The organism is Streptomyces sp. RB17 (genome assembly GCF_009604455.1).
Lineage (GTDB): Bacteria > Actinomycetota > Actinomycetes > Streptomycetales > Streptomycetaceae > Streptomyces.
On sequence record NZ_WEGL01000005.1, the window covers coordinates 228,508 to 252,361 of the forward strand.

Genomic DNA, 23,854 nt, shown 5'->3' on the forward strand with positions numbered 1-23,854 from the left:
GCTGGCGCGGCCTTTGTACCTGTGAGCGTCGTGGACGGCTGTTGTCTTCCGTTCCGTGAGCGTTCAACTGGCGATTCCTGTGCGTACGGTGTGCCCTCCCTAGGGTCCATGAGGCTTTCGAAAGAAGGGGCTCATGGACTCACTCCTCGCGATCCGGGCTCGCGGGATCACCAAGTGCTTCGGTGATGTCGTCGCACTCGACGGCATCGATCTGGATGTGCCGCAGGGGCAGATCCACGGACTGGTCGGCCCGAACGGCGCCGGCAAGACGACGCTTCTCGGGCTCCTGCTCGGGCTGGCCGTGGCCGACAGCGGCCGTCTGGAGATCCTCGGTACGCCGGTGGGCAGGACGTTCGCCGCACCCGACGGTGTCGCCGGGTTCGTGGACGGGCCGGGGCTCTACCCCTCGCTCACCGCCCGGCAGAATCTCGCCGCGCTGGCCGCCCTGCGGGGCCAGGACGCGCGGATGGCGGGCATCGACGACGTGCTCGACCAGGTCGGGCTCACCGATGTCGCCGACGACCGGATCCGTGGCTTCTCCCTGGGCATGCGGCAACGGCTGGGCCTCGCCGCCGCCCTGCTCACCAAGCCCCGTCTGCTCGTGCTCGACGAGCCGTCCAACGGCCTCGACCCGGCCGGCAAGAAACACGTCCACGGTGTCCTCGCCCGGCTCGCGGCGGAGGGAACCGGCGTCGTGCTGTCGAGCCACCGCATGGACGACCTCGAGGCACTGTGCTCCGAGGTCACGATCCTCGCCACCGGACGGGTGGTCTTCTCCGGTCCGTTGCGCAAGCTGGCCGCGGAGCACCGTGAGCTCGACTACCGGCTGATCGCCTCCGATCCGCAGGCCGCCCGCCGGCTCGCTGCCGACACGCCCGGCATCCGCCTCGTCGACGACGCCGTGGGACGCCCCGACGACGAGGTGCTCGTCGTCCGCGCCCTGGTGCCGGCCCTCGACGAACTGGTGCTCCGACTGGTGCGGTCGGGCATCGCCCTGCGCGAACTCGCCCCCGTGGTGTCCCCGTTGGAGGCCGCCTTCCTGGCCCTGACGGACCATCAGTGGACCGGAACGGAGCGGACGGAATCCGGCGCCGGGCAACCCGAGTCCGTCAACGAGCAGCCGGAGTCCGGCCAGGGCCGGCGGGAGGCCGCCGTCGAGCAGCCGGAGTCCGGCCAGGGCCGGCGGGAGGCCGCCGTCGAGCAGCCGGGCGCCGGCGCCGAGGAGCAACAGGAAGTCGGCGCCCAGCCGCCCGACACCCACGACCAGCAGCAGGAGGCCGGCCGATGACCGCCACCGCCCCCGCCCCCGCCCCCGCCCCCGACCGGTCCACCGGCGCCGGCCGCGTCTCGGTGGCCCGCGGCTACCGCTTCGAACTGGTCAAGCTCGTCTCGCAGTGGCGCGTCCGCCTGCTGGTGCTCGCCTGCTGGATCGCCCCGGCGCTCTTCGTCGCGGCGGTGGGCCAGCAGAGCACACTCCCCTCGGACACCCTCTTCGGCCGCTGGATGCTCGCCACAGGATGGGCCGGACCGCTGGTGATGCTCGGGTTCGCGGGCACCTGGGCGCTGCCGCTGCTGACCTCGGTGGTCGCGGGTGACGTGTTCGCCTCCGAGGACCGGCTCGGCACCTGGCGGCACCTGCTCGTGGCGGTCCGCTCGCCACGGCGGATCTTCGCGGCGAAGGCGCTGGCCAGCCTCACCGTCATCCTGCTGCTCGTGGCCGGGCTGGCCTGTTCCAGCGCGGCCGGCGGTCTCCTGGCCGTCGGCAACCGGCCGCTGGTCGGCCTCGACGGCCACCAGCTGACGCCGTCGGACGCGGCCGGCAAGGTCGCCCTCGCCTGGGTGTGCGTGCTCGCCCCGACCCTGGCCCTCGCCGCGATCGGACTCCTCGGGTCCGTCGCGCTGGGACGGTCCCCGATGGGGCTGCTGCTGCCGGCGATCGTCGCGCTCGCGATGCAGCTCGCCCAGATGCTGCCGCTCCCCGTCGCCGTACGCCTCGCCCTGCCGAGCTACGCCTTCATCGCCTGGAACGGCCTGTTCACCGGCCCGGCACAGCTCGGCCCGCTCCTCATCGGCGTCGTGGTCAGCCTGGTGTGGGCCCTGCTCGCGACAACGTTGGCGTACCTGCTGTTCCTGCGGCGCGACTTCACGAATCTCACCGTCGACGGCTCGGCCCGCCGCGCGGTCACCGCCGGTCTCCTGCCGCTCGTCGGACTGGCCGGCCTGACCGTCGCCGTCGTCGCCTCGGCGACCGGGGCCATGGGCTCCGGCATCTCGCAGGACAAGGTGCAGCGCTCCCTCGCCACGGAGTTCGCCCATCTCTATCGCCTGCAGACCAAGCAGCTCAACCGTCCCGACGTCACCGAGGCGCAGCTGAAGGCCACGGCGACGTGCGACAAGGGCAGCGTCAGGGTCGCTGCCGAGGGCCCCGGCAACGACTGGCGCTGCGTCGTGTCCTGGCATCTCCCGGGCGTCGAGGCCACCGGGACGGCCGTCTACCAACTCGACGTCACCTCAGACGGGCGGTTCGTCGCCGACGGCGACGGACCGAAGGAAGTGAACGGCTACTTCCTGGTGCGGACGCCGACCGGCGATGCACCGAACCCACTTTGGCAGTTCGACGGCAACGTCGAACTACTCAGCACCTCGAAGGGATGACTTTCCCATGCAGGTAACCCGCAACCGCCGACCGGTGGAGACGGAGTTCCGCGGTAGACGAGTGGGGCGCCGCAGCGCCCTCACGGTGGGGGCCACGGCTGTGGTCCTCGCCGTCACCGCCGGCGTCGGTTACGCCCAGACGCACCAGTTCGGCACCGACCAGGTCGGCCAGACGACCGATCGCGGCCAGGTGATCTCCAGCGACCAGTACATCGCCCCGTACGGCGAGCGCCTCGTCATCAACAACGGCAAGATCATGTCGTCCTCGCCCAGCCCGGACGGCACCCACCTCGCGGCCTCGGTCACCGACGGCGGCAGCGCGCTGGCCATCGTCGACGTGAAGAACTGGAAGGTGCAGCAGGTCGTCGGCACCGCCGCCTCGTCGACCCCGCGCCTGAGCAGCAACTCCGTGGGCCAGGAAGGCCCCACGTACTCGCCCGACGGCAAGCAGCTGTGGCTGGGCCAGACCGACGGTTACACCAGGTTCACGGTCAACCCGGACGGCACGGTCAGCAACCCGACGTCGATCACGATCCCGGCGGACGGGTCCAAGCACGCGCTGGTCGGCGAGGCGGTGTTCTCGGCCGACGGCTCCACCGTGTACTCCGCGGTCAACGGCCAGAACCGGGTCGTCGCCATCGACGCGGCCACCGGCGCCATCAAGCAGAGCTGGACCGTGGGCAACGCGCCCCGCGACATGGTCCAGGTCGGCGACAAGCTCTACGTCAGCAACGAGGGCGGCCGTCCGGCCAAGCCGGGCGAGACCACCATCAACTCGTACGGCACCCAGGTGCCGGCCGACCCGAAGACCGGTGCCACCACCACCGGTACGGTCAGCGTCATCGACCTGGCGAACCCGCAGGCCGCCCCGTCGAGCATCGACGTCGGTCTGCACCCGACCGCCCTGTACGCCAAGGGCAAGGCGCTGTTCGTCACCAACACCGCCGACAACAACGTGTCGGTCATCGACACCGGCAAGAACAAGGTCGTGCAGACCATCGACACCCGGCCGTGGCCGGAGGCGAAGGTCGGCTACGAGCCCAACGCGGTGACGCTCACCGACGACGGGCGGCTGCTGGTGACGCTCGGCAGGGCCAACGCGGTCGCCGTCTACCGGTACAAGAGCCCCCAGGAGCCGGTCGGTTACGTCGGTCTGCTCCCGACGGACTACTTCCCGTCGGAGATCACCACCGTCGGCAACCAGGTGCTGGTCTCCAACACCCGTGGCATCGACGCCCGTCGCCCGAACAACCCCGCCGGGCACGGTACCCACGACACGACCTCGAGCCTGACGCGGTTCACGCTGCCGGACGACAGCGTGATCAGGTCCGAGACGGCCAAGGTCTTCCAGCAGAACGGGTGGACCCCCGGCTCGGTCTCGCTGGCCGGCGGCGGGAGCAAGGCCCGGCCGGTGCCGGTCCCGCAGCGGCTCGGCGACCCCTCCTCGATCAAGCACGTCTTCCTGATCGTCAAGGAGAACCGGACCTACGACCAGGTCTTCGGCGACGTGCCGGAGGGCAACGGCGACCCGTCCGTGACGCAGTTCGGCGAGAACGTGACGCCGAACCAGCACGCCCTGGCCAAGCAGTTCGGGCTGTACGACAACACCTACGACATCGGCACGAACTCCGCCGAGGGTCACAACTGGCTGATGCAGGCCGACGACCCGGAGTACACCGAGTCCTCGGCAGGTGAGTACGCGCGCAGCTACGACACCGAGAACGACGCGCTCGGCCACCAGAAGACCGGCTTCATCTGGACCGGTGCGCAGGCGGCCGGGAAGACCGTCCGGGACTTCGGCGAGTTCCAGTCGATCGAGAACAAGCCGTCCGACGCGACCTGGCAGAACCTGTACTGCGACGCCAAGAACATGGCCGCGACCGGCCAGAAGACCGCCTACCCGATACAGACGGGCTCGGCCATCCCGTCGCTCAACGACGTGTCGGTGCCCGGCTTCCCGATGTTCGACACCAGTGTCCCGGACATCTACAAGTACGAGATCTGGAAGCAGGACTTCGAGAAGAACGGCCCGGCGAACCTGAACATGTTCTGGCTCTCCAACGACCACACCGGTGGTCCGGCGAGCCCGGCGGCCCAGGTGGCGGACAACGACCTCGCGGTCGGCAAGATGGTCGACACGATCTCGCACAGCAAGTACTGGAAGGACTCGGCGATCTTCGTCGTCGAGGACGACTCCCAGGCGGGCCTCGACCACGTCGACGGCCACCGTGCCCCGATCCAGATCATCAGCCCCTTCGCCCAGCACGGCACCGTCGACAACCACTACTACTCGCAGATCACCATGATCCGCACCATCGAGCAGATCCTCGGGATCCACCCGATGAACCAGAAGGACAGCGCGGCCACCCCGATGCGCGGCGCCTTCACCCAGCACCCGGACTACACGCCGTTCACGGCGCAGCCGAACCGGACCTCGCTGACCGACGGTCTGAAGACCCCGCCCTCCTGCGGTGTCGACACCCCGGCGGCGCAGGACCCGAAGGCGGCGGCCGTACCGGCGACGAAGGTGCCGGCGGACATGCAGAACCTCGCCGCCGAGTGGGACGCCTGGAAGGCGAAGCAGCGGCTGACCGGTCCGCAGGCCAGGCCCGACTACGCCAACCCCGAGCAGATGAACCACTTCACGTGGTACCAGACGCACAACTGGAAGACGCCGTACCCCGGTGAGAAGAAGATCTACGCACCGAACGACGTTCCCGGCGCCTACATCCCGTCGTCGGAGTCCGACGGCTGACCCAGGCTGACCCGTCGAGGCCCCTTGGCCGGCTGCACGCCGGCCAAGGGGCCTCGACGTTCCATGCATGTTCGGTGCCCCGCCGACGGTCAGGTCGACGTAGAAGGTTCCTGATGCCGCCGACGTGACGCCGGCACAAGGGAATTGATCGGAGCGGGCCGGCGACGCTGCGAGTTCGCGGGCCGTCGGCGAAGGGCGCGGTGATCGTGCGGGTGCCGCGGGCGGAACTCGGCGTCGACCTGGTGAACGCGAAGGCGCTGCTGAGCCAGGTGCTGAGCGGTGACCTCCGAGGGACGCTCCCGGAGATGGAGCTCCTGGCTCGCGGGCTGCCGGCGGCCGGCGTCGCCGCCGTGGCCGTGCGGCCGTGGCTTCGGCAGGCGTCCCTGGTTCGTGAGGTGCGGGGATCCCGTACGGGCATAGCCTGGCGAAGAGGCGGCTTTGCGGGCAGTGTGCGACCGCACCGCCGGTGAAACACGCCGCAGCTCACCGGTGAGGGAGGAAACATGTCCGTTTCCCAGGAGCGGCAGGCACCACCGGATCCCGCCGGGCAGGAGGCGTTCGCGGCCGAGATGCTCGACGTCCTCAACAAAGCGGCCCTGGCCCTGCTCACCAGCGTCGGTCACCAGTGCGGCCTGTTCGACACCCTGGCCGCCCTGCCCCCGTCGTCCAGTGCCGCCATAGCCGAGGCGGCGGACCTCGACGAACGCTATGTGCGGGAGTGGCTGGGCGGCATGGTCGTCGGCGGATTCGTCGAGTACGACCCGGCGGGGGACACGTACGCGCTGCCGGCGGAGCACGCCGCGTCGCTGACCACGGCGGCCGGCCCGGACAACGTGGCGGCCATGATGCCGTACGTCGCGCTCATGGGCGAGGTGGAACAACGGGTCGTACGGTGCTTCCACAGGGGCGGGGGAGTGCCGTACTCGGCGTATCCCCGCTTCCAGGCGCTGCAGGCCGAGGAGACCGCCCGGGTCTACGACGCCGCCCTGGTCGATGTGATCGTGCCGCTGGTACCGGGGCTCGCCGAGCGGCTGCGGGCCGGCCTCGACGTTCTCGACGTGGGCACGGGGCAGGGCCGTGCCCCGCTCGTGCTGGCCAAGGCGTTTCCCGCGAGCCGCTTCCACGGCCTGGACCAGTCGGAGGCCGCCATCGCGACCGCCCGGGCCGAGGCGGCGGTCGCCGGTCTGCACAACCTTGACTACACCGTCGCCGATTCGACACGGATCACCAGCGAGTACGACCTCATCACCGCCTTCGACGTCATCCACGACCTGGCCCGGCCGGCCGAGACCCTCGCGGTGATCGCCCGCGCCCTGCGCCCCGGAGGCACCTTCCTCATGGGCGACATCGCCGCCTCCAGCAGGCTGGAGCAGAACATCGGGCATCCCTTCGCCCCCGCCCTCTACTGCTTCTCCGTCTTCTACTGCATGACGACCTCGCTCAGCACGGGCGGAGCCGGCCTGGGCTCGGTCTGGGGCCGGGAGACGGCCGTGCGGATGCTCGAGGAGGCGGGCTTCGGGTCCATCGACATCAAGGCCGTGGAGGGCGACCCGCTCAACGTCTACTACGTGGCGACCAAGCGCTGACCGACAGGATGCGCACCTCTCAGAAGGCACTCGGCCATGAACACGATCGACGAAACGACGGTCGGCGGTCTGCGCGAGGCACTGCGCGGATCCGTGATCACACCGCAGGACCCCGGCTACGACGCGGCCCGCAGCATCTACAACGCCATGATCGACCGGCGGCCGGCCGCCTTCGCCCCGTGCGTGGACGTGGCGGACGTACGGGCGGTGATCTCCTTCGCGCGGGACACCGGCACCGAGCTCGCCGTGCGCGCCGGCGGACACAGCGGCCCGGGTCTGTGCCTGGTCGACGACGGACTCGTCCTCGACCTGTCGCCGATGCGCTGGGTCAGGGTGGACCCGGAGACGGACACCGCCCAGGTGGGCGGCGGCAGCCTGCTCAGCGACCTCGACCATGCGACACACGCCTTCGGGCGGGCCGTGCCGGCCGGGATCGTGTCGACCACCGGCGTCGGCGGTCTCACGCTCGGCGGCGGCCACGGCCATCTCACCCGCAGGTACGGCCTGACCGTCGACAGCCTGCTGTCGGCCGACGTCGTCCTCGCCGACGGCAGCTATGTCACCGCGTCCCCGGAGAGCCACCCGGACCTGTTCTGGGCGCTGCGGGGCGGGGGCGGAAACTTCGGCGTGGTGACGTCGTTCACCTTCCGGCTGCACCCGGCGTCCGCGGTCGGGGTCGCGGTGACGGTGTGGCCGGTCGACCGCACGCCCGAAGTACTGCGCTGGTACCGGGAGTTCCTGCCCGCCGCGCCGGACGAGCTCAGCGGGTTCTTCGCCCTCCTCGTCGTACCGCCCGGCCCGCCCTTCCCCGAGCCGCTCCACGGTCAGAAGATGTGCGGGGTCGTGTGGTGCTACACGGGCGACCTCTCCGACGAACGCCTGACGGAGGTGTTCGCCGTGGTGAACGAGCCGGCGCCGCCGGCCTTCCACTTCACCACCCCCATGCCCTACCCCGCCCTGCAGACCATGTTCGACCAGCTGCTCCCCGAGGGACTGCAGTGGTACTGGCGCGGCGACTGCTTCGAGACCATCCCCGACGCAGCGATCGACGTGCACCACAAGTACGGCGAGAACATCCCGACCGGCCTGTCGACCATGCACCTGTACCCGGTGGACGGCGCGGCCCACCAGGCCGGCGCCGACGACGCGGCCTGGGCCCACCGGGACGCCGTCTGGTCCGGCATCATCGCCGGCATCGACCCGGACCCCGCCAACGCCGAGGCGATCCGGCAGTGGTGCGTCGACTACTGGACCGACCTGCACCCGCACTCCATGGGCGGCTCCTACGTCAACTTCATCGGCCCCGGGGAGAGCCAGGAACGGGTCCGGGCCACCTACCGCGGCCACTACGACCGCCTGGCTGCGGTCAAGCGCGCCTACGACCCGGACAACCTGTTCCACGCCAACCAGAACATCCCTCCGGCCCCTGACCGACCGGCGCACCTGCCGTGAGCCGCGTCAGCGGCCGGCGTCGTGTTCACTGATCCAGCGGGCGGCGAGCAGACCGGAGCCGGCGGTGAGAGCCGCGGCGGCGACGACCGTGGCGTTCAGGCCGAGGGCGTCGGCGAGGATGCCCGCGACGAGGGCGCCCACGGCGTAGCCGATGTCACGCCAGAAGCGGTAGGTGCCCAGCGCGCCCGTCCGCCAGGCGGGGTGCGCGTGGTCGGAGACCGAGGCGATGAGGGCCGGGTAGACCATGGCGGTGCCCAGTCCGAGCGCGACGGCCGACAGGACGCCCGCCAGGAGAGGGGTGTCCAACAGGGCGAGGGCAAGGACGAATCCGGCGGCCTGGGTCAGCATACCGATGACGATGAGCGGTTTCCGGCCGACCCGGTCGGAGAGGTGGCCGGTGGGGATCTGGCCGAGGCCCCAGAGGATGGGGTAGAGGCCCTTGATGAGGCCGACGGCGGCGAGGCCGAGACCGTGGTCGGTGAAGAGCAGGGGGAAGACGCCCCAGGTGAGGCCGTCGTTGAGGTTGTTGACCAGACCGGCCTGGCTCGCGCCGCGCAGGGAACGGTGGTGCCAGGAGGTCCGGGCGAAGACGGCGGCCAGGGCGGTGCTCTCGCCGGCGGGCAGGGACTCGGGGTGCCGGGAGAGTTCGAGCGCGACGTGCGCGGCGGTGTCCCGCACGGTCAGGGCGAGGCCCAGCCCGGCGGCGACGAAGACCACACCGATGAGTTCCGGAACCGGACGCAGGCCGTACGCGGTGGCGAGATAGCCGGTGACCAGGGCCGTGGTGCCGACGGCGGTGTAGCCGGCCGCCTCGTTCAGGCCCATGGCCAGTCCTCGCCGGGCCGGTCCCACGAGGTCGATCTTCATGTTGACGGTCATCGACCAGGTCAGACCCTGGTTGAGGCCCAGCAGCACGTTCGCGGCGACGATCCACCCCCAGGACGGTGCCCAGGCGAGGGCGAACGGCACGGGGATGCCGATGAGCCAGCCCGTCACCAGGAGTTGCTTGCGGCGGTAGCGGGCCGTCAGCGCGCCGGCGGCGAGGTTGGTGAGGGCCTTGGTCAGGCCGAAGGCGATGATGAAGGAGAAGACGGCCAGGTCATCGGTCAGGCCGAAGGTGCGGGCGCCGATCAGCGGGACCGTCGTGCGTTCCAGGCCGACCAGGCCGCCCACGCAGACGTTCACGACGACGAGCAGCGTGAACTGCGGCCAGTTCTCGCGCAGTCCCAGCTGGACAGGCCCGGCCGCGGACTCGGTGGTCGCGTTCACCGGGCGGCGCCCTCGGTGAGCCGGCGGCCGTGGGCGGCGGCGTAGTCGCCGGGGCCGCCGTTCAGCACGGTCAGGCCCGTGCGGCCGGCGCGCTCCAGGACACTGGCCGCGGTCATGGCGCGCTCCCCGTGCCCGCAGCCCACCACCGCGCCCCCGGGAACCTCGGCGGCATGGGCGGCGAGGGCGCCGAGTTCGAGGTGGACGGCGCCGGGGACGTGTCCGGCGGAGTACTCGGCCGTCTGCCGTACGTCGAGGTACGGGGCGGCCGGCGCCCGGTCGGGGGTGACGAACGCGGTGGCCGCGGTGGGGAGGCCGGCCTCCTGCCACGCGGTCATGCCTCCCGACAGACAGCCGGCGAGACGCTCGTAACCGATCTTGTACGCCTGCCAGACGATCTCCGACAGATCCTGCTCCTCGTCGGCCACGAAGGCGATGCGCGCCTCGCTCGGCAGCAGCCAGCCCAGCCAGGTGGCGAACTGGCCACGCAGCGGGATGGAGAGCGAGCCCGGTATGTGGGCGGAGGCGTACCGGGCCGCGGGACGGACGTCGACCACATGGCCGCCGTCGGCGAGCAGCGCGCCCACCTGCCCGGTGTCCAGGGCGGGCAGCGTCGGCGTGGCGGTCAGCACGGCGGGGCCGCGCCGGTTGAGCTCGGCGAGCCGGTCGAAGTAGGCGGGGTAGCTGCCGAGACTCGCGAGCAGCCGGGACACGAAGGCGTCCTCGTCGGGTGCGGCGAGCAGCGGGTTGGCCCGCTTCTCGGTGCCGACGGTGGTGGTGCGTGCGGCGCCGGGCGGGGCCGAGCAGAACGAGCCGGCTCCGTGGGTGGGCCATACCGCGGTCTCGTCCGGCAGCCGGGTCAGCCGCCGCAGGGAGCGGTACTGCGCGCGGGCCAGCTCCTCGGTGCGTGCGGCGCCGAGCAGGTCGGTGCGCGCGGCGGAGTTCACGATCAGCGAGCCGCCGGTGAACACCCCGAGCGGGCGGCTGTCGTCCAGCAGCAGGAAGGACAGATGGTCGTCGGTGTGCCCGGGGGTGGCGAGGGCGCGCAGCGTCAGCCCGCCCAGGTCGGCCTCGTCGCCGTCCGCGAGAGCCCGGTGCGGGAAGGCGCGGCGGCCGGCGACGGAGGCCAGCACGGTGGCCCCGTGGTCGTGGCCGAGCTGGACGGCACCGGAGAGGAAGTCGGCGTGCAGATGCGTGTCGGCCGCGAACGCGACACGCAGCCCGCGCCGGGTGACGGCGGCGTGCAGGGCGCGCAGATCGCGGCTCGCGTCGACGGCCAGGGCACGACCGTCGCCCAGGTCGACGAGGTAGGCGCTGTTGCCCAGCCCTTCGTCCACCAGCGGAATCAGATGCTCGTCCGCGAAGCCCACGGCTTCCTCCAAGGTCCGGTACACATATCGCCCTCCCATCCTCTACTATATTCCATGGATTTATGGAGGACTGTATGGCGGAGACCACGGCAACCGGCTCGAAGGCGCAGCTGTACGACGCGTTCGCGGCCAGCGGCAAGGCGCTGGCCAGCGGAAAACGCCTGGAACTGCTCGATCTGCTGGCGCAGGGCGAGCGGACCGTCGACGCCCTCGCGAAGGCGGCCGGGCTGAACCTCACGACCGCGTCGGCGCACCTGCAGACGCTCAAGCAGGCCGGATTCGTCGCCACCCGCCGGGAGGGCGTGCGCATCCACTACCGGCTCGCCGGTGACGACGTGGCCCTTCTGTTCGCGCTGCTGCGCAAGGTCGCCGAGAACCACCAGGCCGCCGTGCCGGCCGCCCGCGACGCCTACCTCGGTGACGACGGCGCCGCGGAGGTCGGCCGCGAGGAACTCCGCGCCCGCGTCGCCGCGGGCGAGGTGACGGTGCTCGATGTGCGGCCGGTCGAGGAGTACCGGGCCGGGCACATCCCCGGCGCGATCTCCCTCCCCGTGGATGAACTCGCCGACCGCATCAACGAGTTGTCCGAGGACACCGAGATCGTCGTCTACTGCCGCGGCGAGTACTGCGTCCTCGCCTACGACGCGGTTCGCCTCCTGACCGACCGCGGGCGCCGCGCCGTCCGCCTCAGCGACGGCATGCTGGAATGGCGCCTGGCCGAGATGCCCGTGGACGCGGCGGAGCCGGCATGAGCGGCGCACTCCCGTCGCAACCCGGGCCGGCCGGCGAGCGCTAGCGGGGCTCTCGGCACGTCGGTACGGCGCCGTCCCCGGCACCGGACCACACACCTGCGCTCTGCGGCTCGCCGCCGCCGCGCATCCCACCCGCCCCGACGCGCCATGGCACGGCGCCGGTCCCTGACGGGCGCGTAATGATGCGGTCGGCTCTGTTCCAGGGGCGCCCAAGGAATCCTCTAGCGCTCGGCCGGACCGATCCGGCGGCCCGTGAGGCTCCTGGGCCGGATCGACACCCACATCGCGCGTGCACCACCCGCCCATGGCGTGGAGTGGGCGTGCCGGGTGAGTCTGCGTACGGTGTCCGGATCCGTCACGACGCTCGCCGGGCCGACGGCGAGGACGCTCCAGCCCTGGCTCAGGGCCTCGTCCAGGTGATCGACCTCGAAGGCGACGTCCCGTTCCGCGGCCGCCGCGGCCACGGAATCGGGTGCGGTCCGGAAGACGATGGCGTCGTCGACGACGTCGTAGTCGACCGGGACGACCGCCGGGCGGCCGTCGGACGTCGACACCGAGACGCGTCCCACGCCGTGCGTCGACAGCAGCGCGCGGCATTCCTCCGGGCCGAGGTCGCGCAGCTCGGGACGGAGCAGCGCGTGGCCCTGACCGGGTGGGAGATCGATGCCTCCGCCGCGCAGGGCGGCGACCGTGGTGCCCAGCGCGTCGGCCAGCCTGACGAGCGTCGCCAGGGTCGGGTCGGCGGGCCGCTCCTCCAGGTACGCCAGATAGTCCGGCGACATCCGGGCGCGGCCCGCCGTCTCCTCACGGGTGAGGCCCCGCCTGCGGCGTTCGGCGGCCACGCGCCGGCCGATGTCGCCAGGGTTGGCCGCTCCTTGCGGTGGGGCGGCGGGGGACACGAAGGTCCCTTCGCCCGTGTCCGGTCGTGGCTCGTGTGGGGGCGTGGCCGGCTCGTGGTACAGGGGACGGATGTGTGCGTCGGGTCCCGGGAAGACCAGGGTCACTTCGTCCGTGTCCGACCAGCGCACCTCGTAGGGAGGTGTTCCGTCCTCATGGTGGAGTCCGACGATCTCGCCGTCGCGCCTGGTGGCACCGGTCGCCGGGCTTTCCACGATGAGCTGGTCGCCGAGGTGAGCTCGCATGATCGCCGCCCTCTCCTCAGAGTCGTGCTGTATACCAACCTGCCACGCGGGACACATCGCCGCACGGGGGCGGGTGGCGAGGTCGACCATGGCCCGGCCCGCCCCGGTCCGGCGACTGGTACGCCGCCCGGCGTCCGGCCAGCCGCCGTGCCGGATGCCCCACCCGTCCCACCATCGAGCGGCGCAGGCCATCGGTCACAGGGCCGAACGTCCCTGTGGGACCGGCGTCCGGTCCGGGAAGCCGACCGATCACCTCCCGGCGGCGCACCGGCGTGTTCGTCCTCGGCTCCGGCGAGTTCACGGTTGCCGCCCGCCTGCGACGATGGACAGGTCACGAGCCCGGGAGGTGACGGCATGCCGCTTCGGCTCCGGCTGACGCTGCTGGGCGTGGGCGCCATGGCGTCTCCGCGTTTCGCGCCGGCCGGTCTGCTGGTCGCGTACGGCCGTCATCGCGTCGCATTCGACGGCGGCCCCGGCGCGGAGCCGCCGAAGGGCCGGCTGGACGCCTGGCTCGTCACCGACGAGCACGCCGAACTGCGCTCCGCCCTGCGGCGTCTCGCCGCCGAGCGCGGGCTGGAGCCACACATGACGGACATGGACCTCGGCACGCTGCGCATCCACGCGCTGCCGGTCGCCCACACCTCCCATCCCACCTGCGGTTACCGCATCGAGGCAGAGCCGGGGGCGGTGGTGTGGGCACCGGAGTTCCGGACCTTCCCGGCCTGGGCGGCAGCGGCGGACCTGATGTTCGCCGAGGCCTCGTCCTGGGACCGCCCCATCCGCTTTAGCGGCGGAGTGGGCGGGCACGCCCCCGTACGGGACGTCGGCGAACTGGCGGCTCGGAACCGGGTCGGACGCCTGGTGTACGCGCACATCGGCCGACCGTGTCTGAGAGCCATGGACGCCGGACTGACCCCCGAGTACGGGGAGTGGGGCTGTGAGGGCCGAACGTACGTCCTCTCCGCACGTCATCGAGCGCGGTGACCCCCGTGACCGGACCGCTTCGATGCCTGCCCTCGGGATCACCGCCGTCCGCTCCGCTGCGGCCGGGGGGGACCGACCGGCCCAGCCCGCCCGGCCGCATGGCTCTGTCGACGGGCGATCACACCCGACATGCTGCATTAGTGGGCTGACAGCACGACAAGGCCTTCCCCGCCGTCCGCGGCGCTGAACGCGGTGCTGCAGGAGGTCGGTCAGGAGAGGCGGAGACCATGTCCGGAACCGTCACGGCAGGCATCGACGGCTCGCCCGAGAGCCGGGCCGCGGCCGAATGGGCGGCGCGTGAGGCGCTGCTGCGCGGGCTGCCGCTGAAGATCGTGTACGTCAGTGAGCCGGTGCCGAGGCGCCTGGCGCAGAATCCGCTGCTGGCCGCCGAGACCTACCAGCACTGGGCCGAGCAGATGGTGCGGGAGTCCGCGGAAGGCATCCGGCTGCGTCACCCGGGCATCGCGGTGGTCACCGAGCAGCTCACCGGAAGCGTGGCCGACATCCTCTGCGAGGCGTCGGCTTCCGCCGAACTGCTGGTGCTGGGCTCGCGGGGCCTCGGCGGGATCGGCGGGTTCCTGGCCGGCTCGGTGAGTCTTTCCGTCGTGGCCCGCGTCGAGCGTCCGGTGGTGCTGGTGCGGGCCGGGGAGCGGGCAGCGGACGAGCACCGGACGGATCGCGCGGGCGTGCCGTCCGCCGCGGCGCCCTTCCGGCCCGTCGTGCTCGGTCTCGACATCGATGATCCGGACGACACCGTGCTGCGGTTCGCCTTCGACGCCGCCGCGCGCCGGAAGGCCCCCCTGCGGGCCGTGCACAGCTGGCCCGAGCCGCCGACCTCCTTCTACCGCTTCACCGGCGACGTCGAGCTCCACGAGTCGCTCGCGCACGGGCAGGCCGAACTGCTGGGCAAGGTGCTGCGACCGTGGCGGCAGAAGTTCCCCGACGTCGAGGTGATCGAGTCGAGCCGGTCCGGCAGCGCCGCACAGAACCTCGTCGAGGACGCCCGCGACGCCTCGCTGGCCGTCGTCGGCCGGCGGATCCGCACCGGCGTGTTCGGCGGCCACATCGGGCATGTCGTGCACGCGGCCATCCACCACATCACCGTCCCCGTCGCGGTCGTCGCACACAGCTGACCCGTCACTGCGAGGAGGCCCGGAGGCGACTTCCCGGACTTCACCGTGGCTCGAATCGTGGTCGGCGGGCACGGCGGAGGAAACTGGTGGCAGAGGCCGACCGCGGAGTGCGGCGCCCCGGCCCGGAGCCGGGGCCGGCCGTGGGGCCAATGGCCCGCGGAGAGGCCGTACGGCCCCATGACAGGGGCCGCCCGTCCGACGAGCGTGGAAGAGCATGGGGCGACACCGGCGCCCGGAGAGGACCGGGGCCGGACGCCCGGCGCGAGGAGGCAGCCGTGAACGAGCGACTCGCGGTGCGGAGCCTGATGGATGCCGCCCCGTACTCGATCGGCGAGGACGAGAGCCTGCTGCTGGCCTGGGAGGTCATGGAGAGGTCCGAGCAGCGTCAGCTGCCGGTCGTCCGTGGGGACGGCTGCTGCGCCGGGGTCCTGGACCGTGCCGAACTCGCCGTCGCCTGCGCCGCCGCGGCCGTGACGCTGTCCCGCCGCACGGTGCGCGAGCTGGTGCACGCCCGCCGGACCGCCACCGTCCACCCCGAGGAGTCGACGTTGCGCGCGGCCGCGGTGATGACCGAGGAACACCTCGACGCCCTGCCGGTCACGGATGCGCGCGGACGGCTGGTCGGCCTGCTCACGTCCCGGGACTTCGTGGCTGCCGCCGCGGGCCTGCACACCCCCGCCGAAGCCGTCGGCCGGAGCCCCGGACGGGCCGCCCCGGACGGGCTGCCGCCTCGCCGCGCAGCGCGGGAACGAGGAATCCCCATTCCGTAGAGGTTCCGCTCATGGGGCCCGCACACTCAGAAGGGAAGGCTGACGTCATGGTCTGGGCATCATGGACCACCCCCGGGGTCTTCACCGGCCGGGGCGGCGCACGAACCGACGAGGCGGGGATCGTCGTCGGCGACCTGACCGTCCACACCACCTGGGACGGCAACGAGGCCGACGTGGCGGTCCAGTACACGGGCACCTCCGATTGGTTCACCCTCAGCGGAAGCCCCGTGCCCTGCCGTTCCGAGGTGCACAGCCGGCAACTGCATCAAGCTGCCGTGGAAGCGGTCAAGGCAGGCGGCGGCTCCACCGTCCCCCAACTCTGAGGGTTCATGGGTGATGTGCGGCGGGTGCCGATGCCGTACGCCGGGCAGGCCGGTCCCCAAGTCGCCTGGCCGCAAAACCGGTTGCCCCATCGTCGTGGGGTGCGCATCCTGCTGGAATGCGGTTCTCCGTCAACATCCCCAACTTCGGCGACTTCGCCGATCCCCGCAACGTCGCCACCGTCGCGGCCGCCGCCGAAGAGGCGGGCTGGGACGGCCTGTTCGTCTGGGACCACGTGCTGCACCGACATCACCAGGGCCGTCCCTTCGGGGACCCCTGGATGCTGCTGACCGCCGCCGCGCTCGCGACCTCCCGGATCCGGCTGGGCACCCTGCTGACGCCGGTCCCGCGGTACCGTCCGCAGCAACTCGCCCGTCAGGTGGCCACCTTGGACCACCTCAGCGGGGGCCGGGTGATCTTCGCCGCGGGCCTGGGAGGTCCGATCGAGGACGAATACCGCAGCTTCGGCGACACCACTGATCCGCGCCTCCTCGCCGAGCGGCTCGACGAGGGGCTGGGGCTGTTGCGGCGGTTCTGGTCCGGCGAGCCGGTGAACCACCACGGCCGGCACTACGAGGTGCGGGACGTGTCGCTGCTGCCCGCCACCGTGCAGCGGCCCGGGCCGCCGGTGTGGATCGGCGGATTCTGGCCGCGCCGCCCGCCCATGCGCCGGGCGGCGCGATGGGACGGCGCGGTGCCGCTCTTCGAGACGGCCCGGCACGGTCATGTGCCGGACGTGGCGGAGGTACGGGAACTGGTCGGCTATGTGCGCGGGCAGCGCACGGCCGGAACCGGGCACCCCTTCGAGTTCGTGCTCGGCGGTGCCACGCCCCCGGCCCCGGCCAAGGCCAGGGACGTGATCGGTCCGCTGTACGACGCAGGCGCCACCTGGTGGGACGAGCGGCAGGTGCAGACCGGCCCCGACCTGGACCGCCTGACACCGGTGCTGCGCCGCATCGAGGCGGGCCCGCCACTGTTCTGAACAGCTACGGCTGCCTCACGTCACGAGGCTGTCCAAGAAGGCTCTGGCATCGGTCCGTCGTCGGCTACGGCTTCCGGGCGAGCCCGCCGTGCTCGGCGATGACCTCCGGGGCGGGCGAACCGGGGTCCGGACGCCACTGCGTGACCGAGACGACGCCGGGGTCGACGAGTTCCAGGCCGTCGAAGAACGCGGTGATCTCGTCGACCGTACGCAGGTTGTACGGGACGGCGCCACTGCTGTTGTAGGCGTCCTGGGCCTGCTCGAATACGGGGTCGACGCCGCGCGAGCCGTCGTTGACGGAGAGGTAACTGCCCGACGGCAGGGCGTCCATCAGGCGGTTGGCGATGGAGCGGGCCTGGTCGTGGTCGGCGACATGTCCCAGGATGTTGCTGAGGATCAGCCCGACGGGGCGGCCGAGGTCCAGTGTCTCGGCGGCGGCCTCCAGGATCCGGTCGGGGGCGGTCACGTCCGAGTCGATGTAGGCGGTCGCGCCCTCGGCGGAGGAGTAGAGCAGGGCGCGGGCGTGGGCCAGGACCATCGGATCGTTGTCGACGTAGACGATCCGCGCCTCGGGGGCGAGCCGTTGCGCGACCTCATGGGTGTTCTCGGCGGTCGGCAGGCCGGTGCCGACGTCCAGGAACTGCCGTATGCCCGCCTCACGGACCAGGTAGGTGATGTTGCGGCGCAGGAAGGCGCGGCTGCTGCGGGCGATGGTGACGATGCCGGGGAAGACCGCGGTGTACGCGTCGCCGGCCTCCTCGTCGACGGGGTAGTTGTCCTTGCCGCCGAGCCAGTAGTTCCAGATACGGGCGGAGTGCGGTACCGATGTGTCGATCTTCTGGCCCATCGCCGTCTCGGGCGTCGTCGCGGGGTCGGTCATGAGTCGTGTCCGTCTCTCGGTGAAGGCGTGCCAAGGCGAGTCGAGGCGTGTCCAGGCGTGGATCACTCACCGCACAACCTACGTCCGAACGCCCGCCTTCCGCGCGTGGGTTCGGGTTACCCGCCGCCGGAAGTGACGCGGGCTCTCTGGTCCGGCCTTCTGCGGACAACCCCCGGGACACGGTGTCCCAGGGGCTCTGTGCCGGCAGGCCGGTCGGACCGGCGCGGTGTCAGGCGAGCTGGAACGTCGCCTCGACCGGGTAGTGGTCGCTGGGAGCGTTGGTGTCGGCCTGGCCCGTGGTCCAGCCGGACTGGGGGTCGAAGTCCACGGTGACGGTGGACATCGCGGCCGGCGTCGGGCGGCCGGGGGCGTTGAGATAGCCGATGTAGTCGAGGTCGTCCCGGTAGTCCTTCGGGAAGGACTCGATGCCGGACATGTACTGGCACCAGGCGGAGACCGGGCAGTCCATGGTCCTCAGGGTCTGACCGGCGTCGGTGGCCGGGGTGCCGAGCACACCGTTCACCGCGGTCTGGGCGCCTGCGTAGTCACCGCGCGAACGGCCGCCGTAGTACTCCACGTTCAGGTCTCCGCCGATCAGCACCGGCGCGGTCGAGCCGGCGATGCCGTCCACCCAGGTGCGGATCTCGCCGAGCTGGGCGAGCCGGGTGGACTGCGTGGTGTCCGTGGAGGTGTCGGACTCGTCGGCCTGCAGGTGGGTGCCGACCACCCAGCTCTTCACACCGTCCTTCTGGATCTGCACCAGCGCCGCGCCCTTGTTGGCGTGGTAGTCCCAGGTGCCGTAGGTGGAGTTGCTGAAGACGTGGGCGTACTGGGCGGTGATCGGATACTTGGACAGGATCATGGTGCCGCCGTTGATGACGAACCACGAGTTGGAACAGTCACCGCTGATGCCCGTCCAGCCACCACCGGAACAGGTCTGGCCGACGACCGGGGTGTGGTAGGGGTAGAGGTCGGCGAGCTTGCTGGTGATGTCGGCGGTCGAGCTGTTGTTGAAGTCCTCGTCCAGCACCACCACGTCCGCGCCGTGCCTGCGGATGATCGACTCGATGGTCGGGGTGCGTTGCGCCGCCTTCTCGTTCTGGGTGCTGTCGACGATCGCGGTGCCGAGATCGACGTTCCACGCGAACACCGAGAGGCCGGTGCCGGTGCCCGCGCTCGCGGTGGGGGCCGCGTAGCCGCTGAAGCCGAGCAGCAGAGCTGCCGCCGCGGAGGTGAGGGCGGTAGCTGTACGACGCGAGACCATGCGCTCTCCTGTTGACATGGGTGGGTCCGGGCGGCGACCGATTGTTCGGTCGCGTACATGACATTGGTGACTCTAGATTGCCTGCCGGTACCCCTGGGGGAACTTCGTCCGATCGCCTCATGGAGAAAAGGTGTCTGGACAAGTTCACCCTGTGGCGAGTGAATCCCACCGGTCAGCGCTTTCTGTTGCCGTTGAGCCAGTCGACAAGGGACCTGGGCTGGACCGTGCCGGGGAGACGCCGCCTAGGGTGGGGGTATGGGCGGCGGCACGGTGACGCTGTTTCTGTGCGGTGACGTGATGCTCGGGCGCGGCGTCGACCAGATCCTTCCGCACCCCGGAAACCCGGAGCTGCGCGAGGGGTACGTCACGGATGCCCGGTCGTACGTGGAACTGGCCGAGCGGGCCAGCGGTCCGATCCCCGCGCCGGTCCACCCCGCCTGGCCGTGGGGCGAGGCGCTGCGGCTGCTGGAGGAGACCGCACCGGACGCCCGGATCATGAATCTGGAGACGGCCGTCACGCGCAGCGACGCGTTCGAGCCGGGCAAGGCGGTGCACTACCGGATGCATCCGGCCAACCTGCCCGCCCTGACGGTGGCCCGGCCCGATGTGTGCGTCCTGTCCAACAACCATGTGCTGGACTTCGGGCGGCCGGGCCTGGAGGAAACCCTGGACTCACTCGCCGGTGCGGGCCTGCGGACCGTGGGGGCGGGGCGCGACGCCGACGAGGCGCACGCGCCCGCGGCGGTCCCTGCCGGTCCCGGCCGCCGCATCCTGGTCTTCGCCCTCGGCGCACTGTCCAGCGGCATCCCGCCCGACTGGGCCGCGACCACCGACGACCCCGGTGTCGCCTACGTCCAAGAGCTGTCGGCGGCGGCAGCCGAGGAGGCCGCCCAGCGGGTACGGCGGGACAAGCGGCCCGGAGACATCGTGGTCGTGTCGGTGCACTGGGGCTCCAACTGGGGCTATCTGGTCCCCCGCGAGCAGAAGCGCTTCGCGCACGCCCTGGTCGACGGCGGCGCCGACGTCGTCCACGGGCACTCCTCGCACCACCCCCGGCCCGTCGAGGTGTACCGAGGCCGGTTGATCCTCTACGGCTGCGGCGACTTCATCGACGACTACGAGGGCATCACGGGCTACGAGGAGTACCGCGACGACCTCCGGCTGGGCTACCTCGTCACGCTGGACGCGGACACGGGGCGCCCCACCGGCATGCGGATGGTCCCCTGGCAGGCCCGCCGGATGCGGCTGGAACCCGCGGGGGACCGGGACCGGGCATGGCTGCGCTCGACCCTCGACCGGATCTGCCACGGCGTGCACATCGGCACGGAGCCCGACGGAACGCTCGGCGTCGTGGCGGGGTTTGCGGGCTCGGGCTCGTGATGTGCAGGGCGCCGGACGTCACCGGGTGCAGCGAGAACAAGCCGGAGAGTTGCGGACACCCGAGCCTGGCAGACGCCCCCCGCGTTCCCCGGGGGCGCGGCGATTGAAAGGCCAACAAGACAGCGCCCCGTGCCTCGTGCACCATGGCTGAAGGCCTTGTTCGGGCGATGGACGTGTTCGTGCGCTGCGGTATCGGCGCCACCACCGGAAGTCCGCCGAGTTCCCTGGGGTGGTGAACTCACCATGCTGCTACCGGCGAAATCCGAAGTACGCCGTCTGCTGCGACGCTACCGGGTGTGCGAGCGCGCCACGGTCGCGGCACCCGCCGATCTCGCCTCGCGTGCCGCCTTCGAGGACTCGGGCTACACGCTGTGCGTGCTGATGGGCGAGCGCAACCCCCGGGAGGCGGCCGCCGCCGCCCGGCGCTACCTGTGCACCGACCTGGTCACTTACCTGAGGGAGCGGAACGGGCGGACACGGGCGGCCGCCGTCGCCCGGCGGTCGCGCCGATCCGCTCCGACGACCCAGGACTTCCGGGCGGGCTGACTGCTCGCGCCGGCACAGCCGTGAAGGGACGAGCGATGACGACTGCGAAGGACATCATGAGCCCGGGTGCCCAGTGGATACCCCGGCACGAGACGCTGGACCGGGCCGCGCAGATGATGCGGGACCACAAGCTGGGCGCACTTCCGGTCAGCGACCCGGACAACGCCGACCGTATGTGCGGCATCATCACCGACCGCGACATCGTGGTGAAGTGCATCGCCGCGGGGCGCGACCCCGCGCGGATGACGTGCGGTGACATCTGCGAGGGCACACCGCGCTGGATCGATGCCGCGGCCGACATCTCGGACGCCCTGCGGGAGATGGAGGGTCACCAGATCAAGCGCCTCCCGGTCGTCGAGAACAAGCGCATGATCGGAATGATCAGCGAGACCGACATCGCCCGGCACCTGAACGACAACCAGCTCGCGGAGTTCGTCCACCGGGTGTACGCCCCCGCCTGATCGCCCAAGAGACTCGACACCTCCGTCGCCGACGACCCGGCCGCGCACGCCGACTCCCCTTCCCGGAGCCGGCCGGCCGGGTCGTCGGCGAAACCTTTGACGGACGAGCCGCCGGCGAACCTTTTGGCAGCCGACGGATCCTTGACCGCTGCTTCGGCCTCCGCGATGCTGTGTTGCGAAACGTGAGAGGTGTGCCGTAATAGGCAACATCTTCGATCCGCTGTGAGCCGAGGAGTGGCCATGTCCCAGCAGGTCCGTGGGGTCGTCGCGCGGAGCAAGGGCGCCCCTGTCAGTCTGGAAACGATCGTCGTGCCCGACCCCGGCCCGGGCGAGGCGCTGGTCAAGATCGAGGCCTGCGGGGTCTGCCACACCGATCTGCACTACCGCGAGGGCGGTATCAGCGACGACTTCCCCTTCCTGCTGGGGCACGAGGCCGCGGGTGTCGTCGAGGCGGTCGGCGAAGGGGTCACCGATGTGGCGCCCGGTGACTTCGTGATCCTCAACTGGCGTGCCGTGTGCGGGCAGTGCCGGGCCTGTCTGCGCGGCCGGCCCTGGTACTGCTTCGACACGCACAACGCCAAGCAGAGGATGACCCTGACGGACGGCACGGAGCTGTCGCCGGCGCTGGGCATCGGCGCCTTCGCCGAGAAGACGCTCGTCGCCGCCGGCCAGTGCACCAAGGTCGACCCGGCCGCCTCGCCCGCCGCCGCCGGGCTGCTCGGCTGCGGTGTGATGGCCGGCATCGGCGCGGCCATCAACACGGGGAACGTCGGCCGTGGGGACACCGTCGCCGTGATCGGGTGTGGCGGTGTGGGCGCCGCGGCGGTCCTCGGATCGAAGCTGGCGGGCGCGGCGAGGATCATCGCCGTGGACATCGACGACCGCAAGCTGGACACCGCCAGGAAGCTGGGCGCCACCCACACGGTCAACTCCAAGGCAGGCGACGCGGTCGATACGATCCGCGAGCTGACCGGCGGCTTCGGCGCCGACGTGGTCATCGAGGCCGTCGGCCGCCCGGAGACGTACCGGCAGGCCTTCTACGCCCGCGACCTCGCCGGCACCGTCGTCCTCGTCGGCGTGCCCACCCCCGAGATGAAGCTGGAACTGCCCCTGCTGGACGTCTTCGGCCGCGGCGGCGCCCTGAAGTCGTCCTGGTACGGCGACTGCCTGCCCTCCCGTGACTTCCCGATGCTCATCGACCTCTATCTGCAGGGCCGTCTCGACCTGGACGCCTTCGTCACCGAGACCATCGCGCTGGACGAGGTCGAGAAGGCCTTCGAGCGGATGCACGGCGGCGACGTGCTGCGTTCGGTGGTGCTCCTCTGATGGCGGGCGGCGCCCGCATCGAACGTCTCGTCACGTCCGGGACGTTCTCGCTCGACGGCGGCACCTGGGACGTGGACAACAACGTGTGGATCGTGGGTGACGACACCGAGGCGGTGGTGATCGACGCCGCTCATGACGCCGAGGCCATCGCCCGGGCCCTGGGCGGTCGCACCCTGCGGGCGATCGTGTGCACCCACGCGCACAACGACCACATCGACGCCGCACCCGACCTCGCCGCCCGTACCGGCGCCCCGGTCCTGCTGCACGCCGACGATCTGCCGCTGTGGAAACAGACCCATCCCGACCGGGCGCCCGACGGCGAGCTGACCGACGGACAGCGCCTCACCGTCGCCGGGGTGGAGCTGGCCGTACTGCACACCCCGGGACATGCCCCCGGGGCCGTGTGTCTGTACGCCCCGCAGCTGTCCGCGCTGTTCAGCGGCGACACGCTGTTCGCCGGCGGGCCGGGGGCCACGGGACGGTCGTACAGCGACTTCCCGACCATCATCCGATCGATCGGGGAACGGCTCCTCGCCCTGCCGGACGACACCGTCGTGCACACCGGCCACGGCGACACCACCACCGTCGGCGCCGAGGCGCCGCATCTTCAGGAGTGGATCGAGCGCGGCTTCTGACCGCCCGGCGAGAAGCGGCCCTGCCCCGGTGACGGACCGACACGGACGGCACCGGCGGCAGGGCCGTCGCCGCACCTCCGGCACCACCCTGATCTGCCTGTTGACCTGCGCTTTCGAGACCGCTCCGGCATGCCCGGAAACCGGTCGCCGCGGACCGCGCAAAGGGCCCTCTGGATGCCTTGACAACCCTTCAG

Annotated in this window: 21 protein-coding genes and 1 pseudogene; 17 read left to right on the forward strand and 5 right to left on the reverse strand. The window is 71.4% G+C overall.

The genetic code is table 11. The features are described from left to right. Positions 1-133 precede the first annotated feature (133 nt). From SRB17_RS22765 to SRB17_RS22790, 6 genes and pseudogenes are all read left to right on the forward strand, one after another. Positions 134-1,060, forward strand: a pseudogene (locus tag SRB17_RS22765) (ABC transporter ATP-binding protein); the annotation flags it as partial. Between the two features lie 224 nt (positions 1,061-1,284). Continuing rightward, entirely contained in the window at positions 1,285-2,655 is a 1,371-nt protein-coding gene (locus SRB17_RS22770; protein WP_153541670.1) for an ABC transporter permease, read from the forward strand. A 7-nt stretch (positions 2,656-2,662) separates the two neighbouring features. Next, entirely contained in the window at positions 2,663-5,410 is a 2,748-nt protein-coding gene (locus SRB17_RS22775; protein WP_153541672.1) for a phosphoesterase, read from the forward strand. A 200-nt stretch (positions 5,411-5,610) separates the two neighbouring features. Further along, positions 5,611-5,880, forward strand: a complete 270-nt coding sequence (locus SRB17_RS46485) for a hypothetical protein (protein ID WP_153541674.1) — start codon at positions 5,611-5,613, stop codon at positions 5,878-5,880. Positions 5,881-5,913: 33 nt separating this feature from the next. Then, positions 5,914-6,996 carry a class I SAM-dependent methyltransferase gene (locus SRB17_RS22785; protein WP_153541676.1) on the forward strand — a complete coding sequence of 361 codons (1,083 nt, stop codon included), beginning with the start codon at positions 5,914-5,916 and terminating at the stop codon, positions 6,994-6,996. Positions 6,997-7,032: 36 nt separating this feature from the next. Further along, on the forward strand, positions 7,033-8,448 hold the full coding sequence (locus SRB17_RS22790; RefSeq protein WP_153541678.1) for an FAD-binding oxidoreductase: 1,416 nt from the start codon (positions 7,033-7,035) through the stop codon (positions 8,446-8,448). A 6-nt stretch (positions 8,449-8,454) separates the two neighbouring features. On the opposite strand, the gene SRB17_RS22795 is transcribed toward SRB17_RS22790, so the two are convergent. Beyond that, positions 8,455-9,717 carry an MFS transporter gene (locus SRB17_RS22795; protein ID WP_323376113.1) on the reverse strand — a complete coding sequence of 421 codons (1,263 nt, stop codon included), beginning with the start codon at positions 9,715-9,717 and terminating at the stop codon, positions 8,455-8,457. Continuing rightward, a complete protein-coding gene (locus tag SRB17_RS22800) occupies positions 9,714-11,108 on the reverse strand; it encodes an MBL fold metallo-hydrolase (RefSeq protein WP_323376114.1) in 1,395 nt (464 codons plus the stop codon). Before SRB17_RS22800 ends, SRB17_RS22795 begins: the two co-directional genes overlap by 4 nt. Positions 11,109-11,158: 50 nt before the next feature. On the opposite strand from SRB17_RS22800, the gene SRB17_RS22805 reads away from it, so the two are divergent. After that, complete coding sequence (locus tag SRB17_RS22805) at positions 11,159-11,836, forward strand: ArsR/SmtB family transcription factor (protein ID WP_153541682.1); 678 nt, start codon at positions 11,159-11,161, stop codon at positions 11,834-11,836. A 221-nt stretch (positions 11,837-12,057) separates the two neighbouring features. On the opposite strand, the gene SRB17_RS22810 is transcribed toward SRB17_RS22805, so the two are convergent. Then, positions 12,058-12,978, reverse strand: a complete 921-nt coding sequence (locus tag SRB17_RS22810) for a DUF1918 domain-containing protein (protein WP_153541684.1) — start codon at positions 12,976-12,978, stop codon at positions 12,058-12,060. Between the two features lie 354 nt (positions 12,979-13,332). Between SRB17_RS22810 and SRB17_RS22815 the strand changes: the two genes are divergently transcribed. From SRB17_RS22815 to SRB17_RS22835, 5 genes are all read left to right on the forward strand, one after another. Next, a complete protein-coding gene (locus SRB17_RS22815; RefSeq protein WP_153541686.1) occupies positions 13,333-13,962 on the forward strand; it encodes an MBL fold metallo-hydrolase in 630 nt (209 codons plus the stop codon). Between the two features lie 227 nt (positions 13,963-14,189). Next, positions 14,190-15,095, forward strand: coding sequence for a universal stress protein (locus tag SRB17_RS22820; protein ID WP_153541689.1), 906 nt, complete (start codon positions 14,190-14,192; stop codon positions 15,093-15,095). Between the two features lie 275 nt (positions 15,096-15,370). Beyond that, positions 15,371-15,865: an HPP family protein gene (locus SRB17_RS22825; protein WP_194294102.1), complete on the forward strand. Its 495-nt coding sequence runs from the start codon at positions 15,371-15,373 to the stop codon at positions 15,863-15,865. Between the two features lie 47 nt (positions 15,866-15,912). After that, a complete protein-coding gene (locus SRB17_RS22830) occupies positions 15,913-16,188 on the forward strand; it encodes a hypothetical protein (RefSeq protein ID WP_153541694.1) in 276 nt (91 codons plus the stop codon). Positions 16,189-16,304: 116 nt separating this feature from the next. Beyond that, positions 16,305-17,168 (forward strand): LLM class flavin-dependent oxidoreductase, encoded by an 864-nt coding sequence (locus tag SRB17_RS22835; protein WP_153541696.1) that lies wholly within the window; start codon positions 16,305-16,307, stop codon positions 17,166-17,168. Positions 17,169-17,232: 64 nt separating this feature from the next. On the opposite strand, the gene SRB17_RS22840 is transcribed toward SRB17_RS22835, so the two are convergent. Further along, positions 17,233-18,048 (reverse strand): SAM-dependent methyltransferase, encoded by an 816-nt coding sequence (locus tag SRB17_RS22840; RefSeq protein ID WP_153541698.1) that lies wholly within the window; start codon positions 18,046-18,048, stop codon positions 17,233-17,235. 229 nt (positions 18,049-18,277) lie between these two features. Then, positions 18,278-19,312, reverse strand: coding sequence for a sphingomyelin phosphodiesterase (locus tag SRB17_RS22845; RefSeq protein ID WP_153541700.1), 1,035 nt, complete (start codon positions 19,310-19,312; stop codon positions 18,278-18,280). A gap of 255 nt (positions 19,313-19,567) precedes the next feature. Here SRB17_RS22845 and SRB17_RS22850 point away from each other — a divergent pair, with 255 nt between their 5' ends. The 5 genes from SRB17_RS22850 (at position 19,568) to SRB17_RS22870 (ending at position 23,660) form a co-directional block, all read left to right on the forward strand. Continuing rightward, on the forward strand, positions 19,568-20,692 hold the full coding sequence (locus SRB17_RS22850) for a CapA family protein (RefSeq protein WP_153541702.1): 1,125 nt from the start codon (positions 19,568-19,570) through the stop codon (positions 20,690-20,692). Positions 20,693-20,935: 243 nt separating this feature from the next. After that, entirely contained in the window at positions 20,936-21,238 is a 303-nt protein-coding gene (locus SRB17_RS22855) for a DUF5133 domain-containing protein (RefSeq protein WP_153541704.1), read from the forward strand. Positions 21,239-21,273: 35 nt separating this feature from the next. Further along, positions 21,274-21,699, forward strand: a complete 426-nt coding sequence (locus SRB17_RS22860) for a CBS domain-containing protein (protein WP_153541706.1) — start codon at positions 21,274-21,276, stop codon at positions 21,697-21,699. Positions 21,700-21,939: 240 nt separating this feature from the next. Beyond that, positions 21,940-23,025 carry an S-(hydroxymethyl)mycothiol dehydrogenase gene (locus tag SRB17_RS22865; protein ID WP_153541708.1) on the forward strand — a complete coding sequence of 362 codons (1,086 nt, stop codon included), beginning with the start codon at positions 21,940-21,942 and terminating at the stop codon, positions 23,023-23,025. Then, positions 23,025-23,660 (forward strand): MBL fold metallo-hydrolase, encoded by a 636-nt coding sequence (locus SRB17_RS22870; protein WP_153541711.1) that lies wholly within the window; start codon positions 23,025-23,027, stop codon positions 23,658-23,660. The genes SRB17_RS22865 and SRB17_RS22870 overlap by 1 nt, the downstream gene beginning before the upstream one ends. The last annotated feature ends 194 nt before the right edge of the window (positions 23,661-23,854 follow it).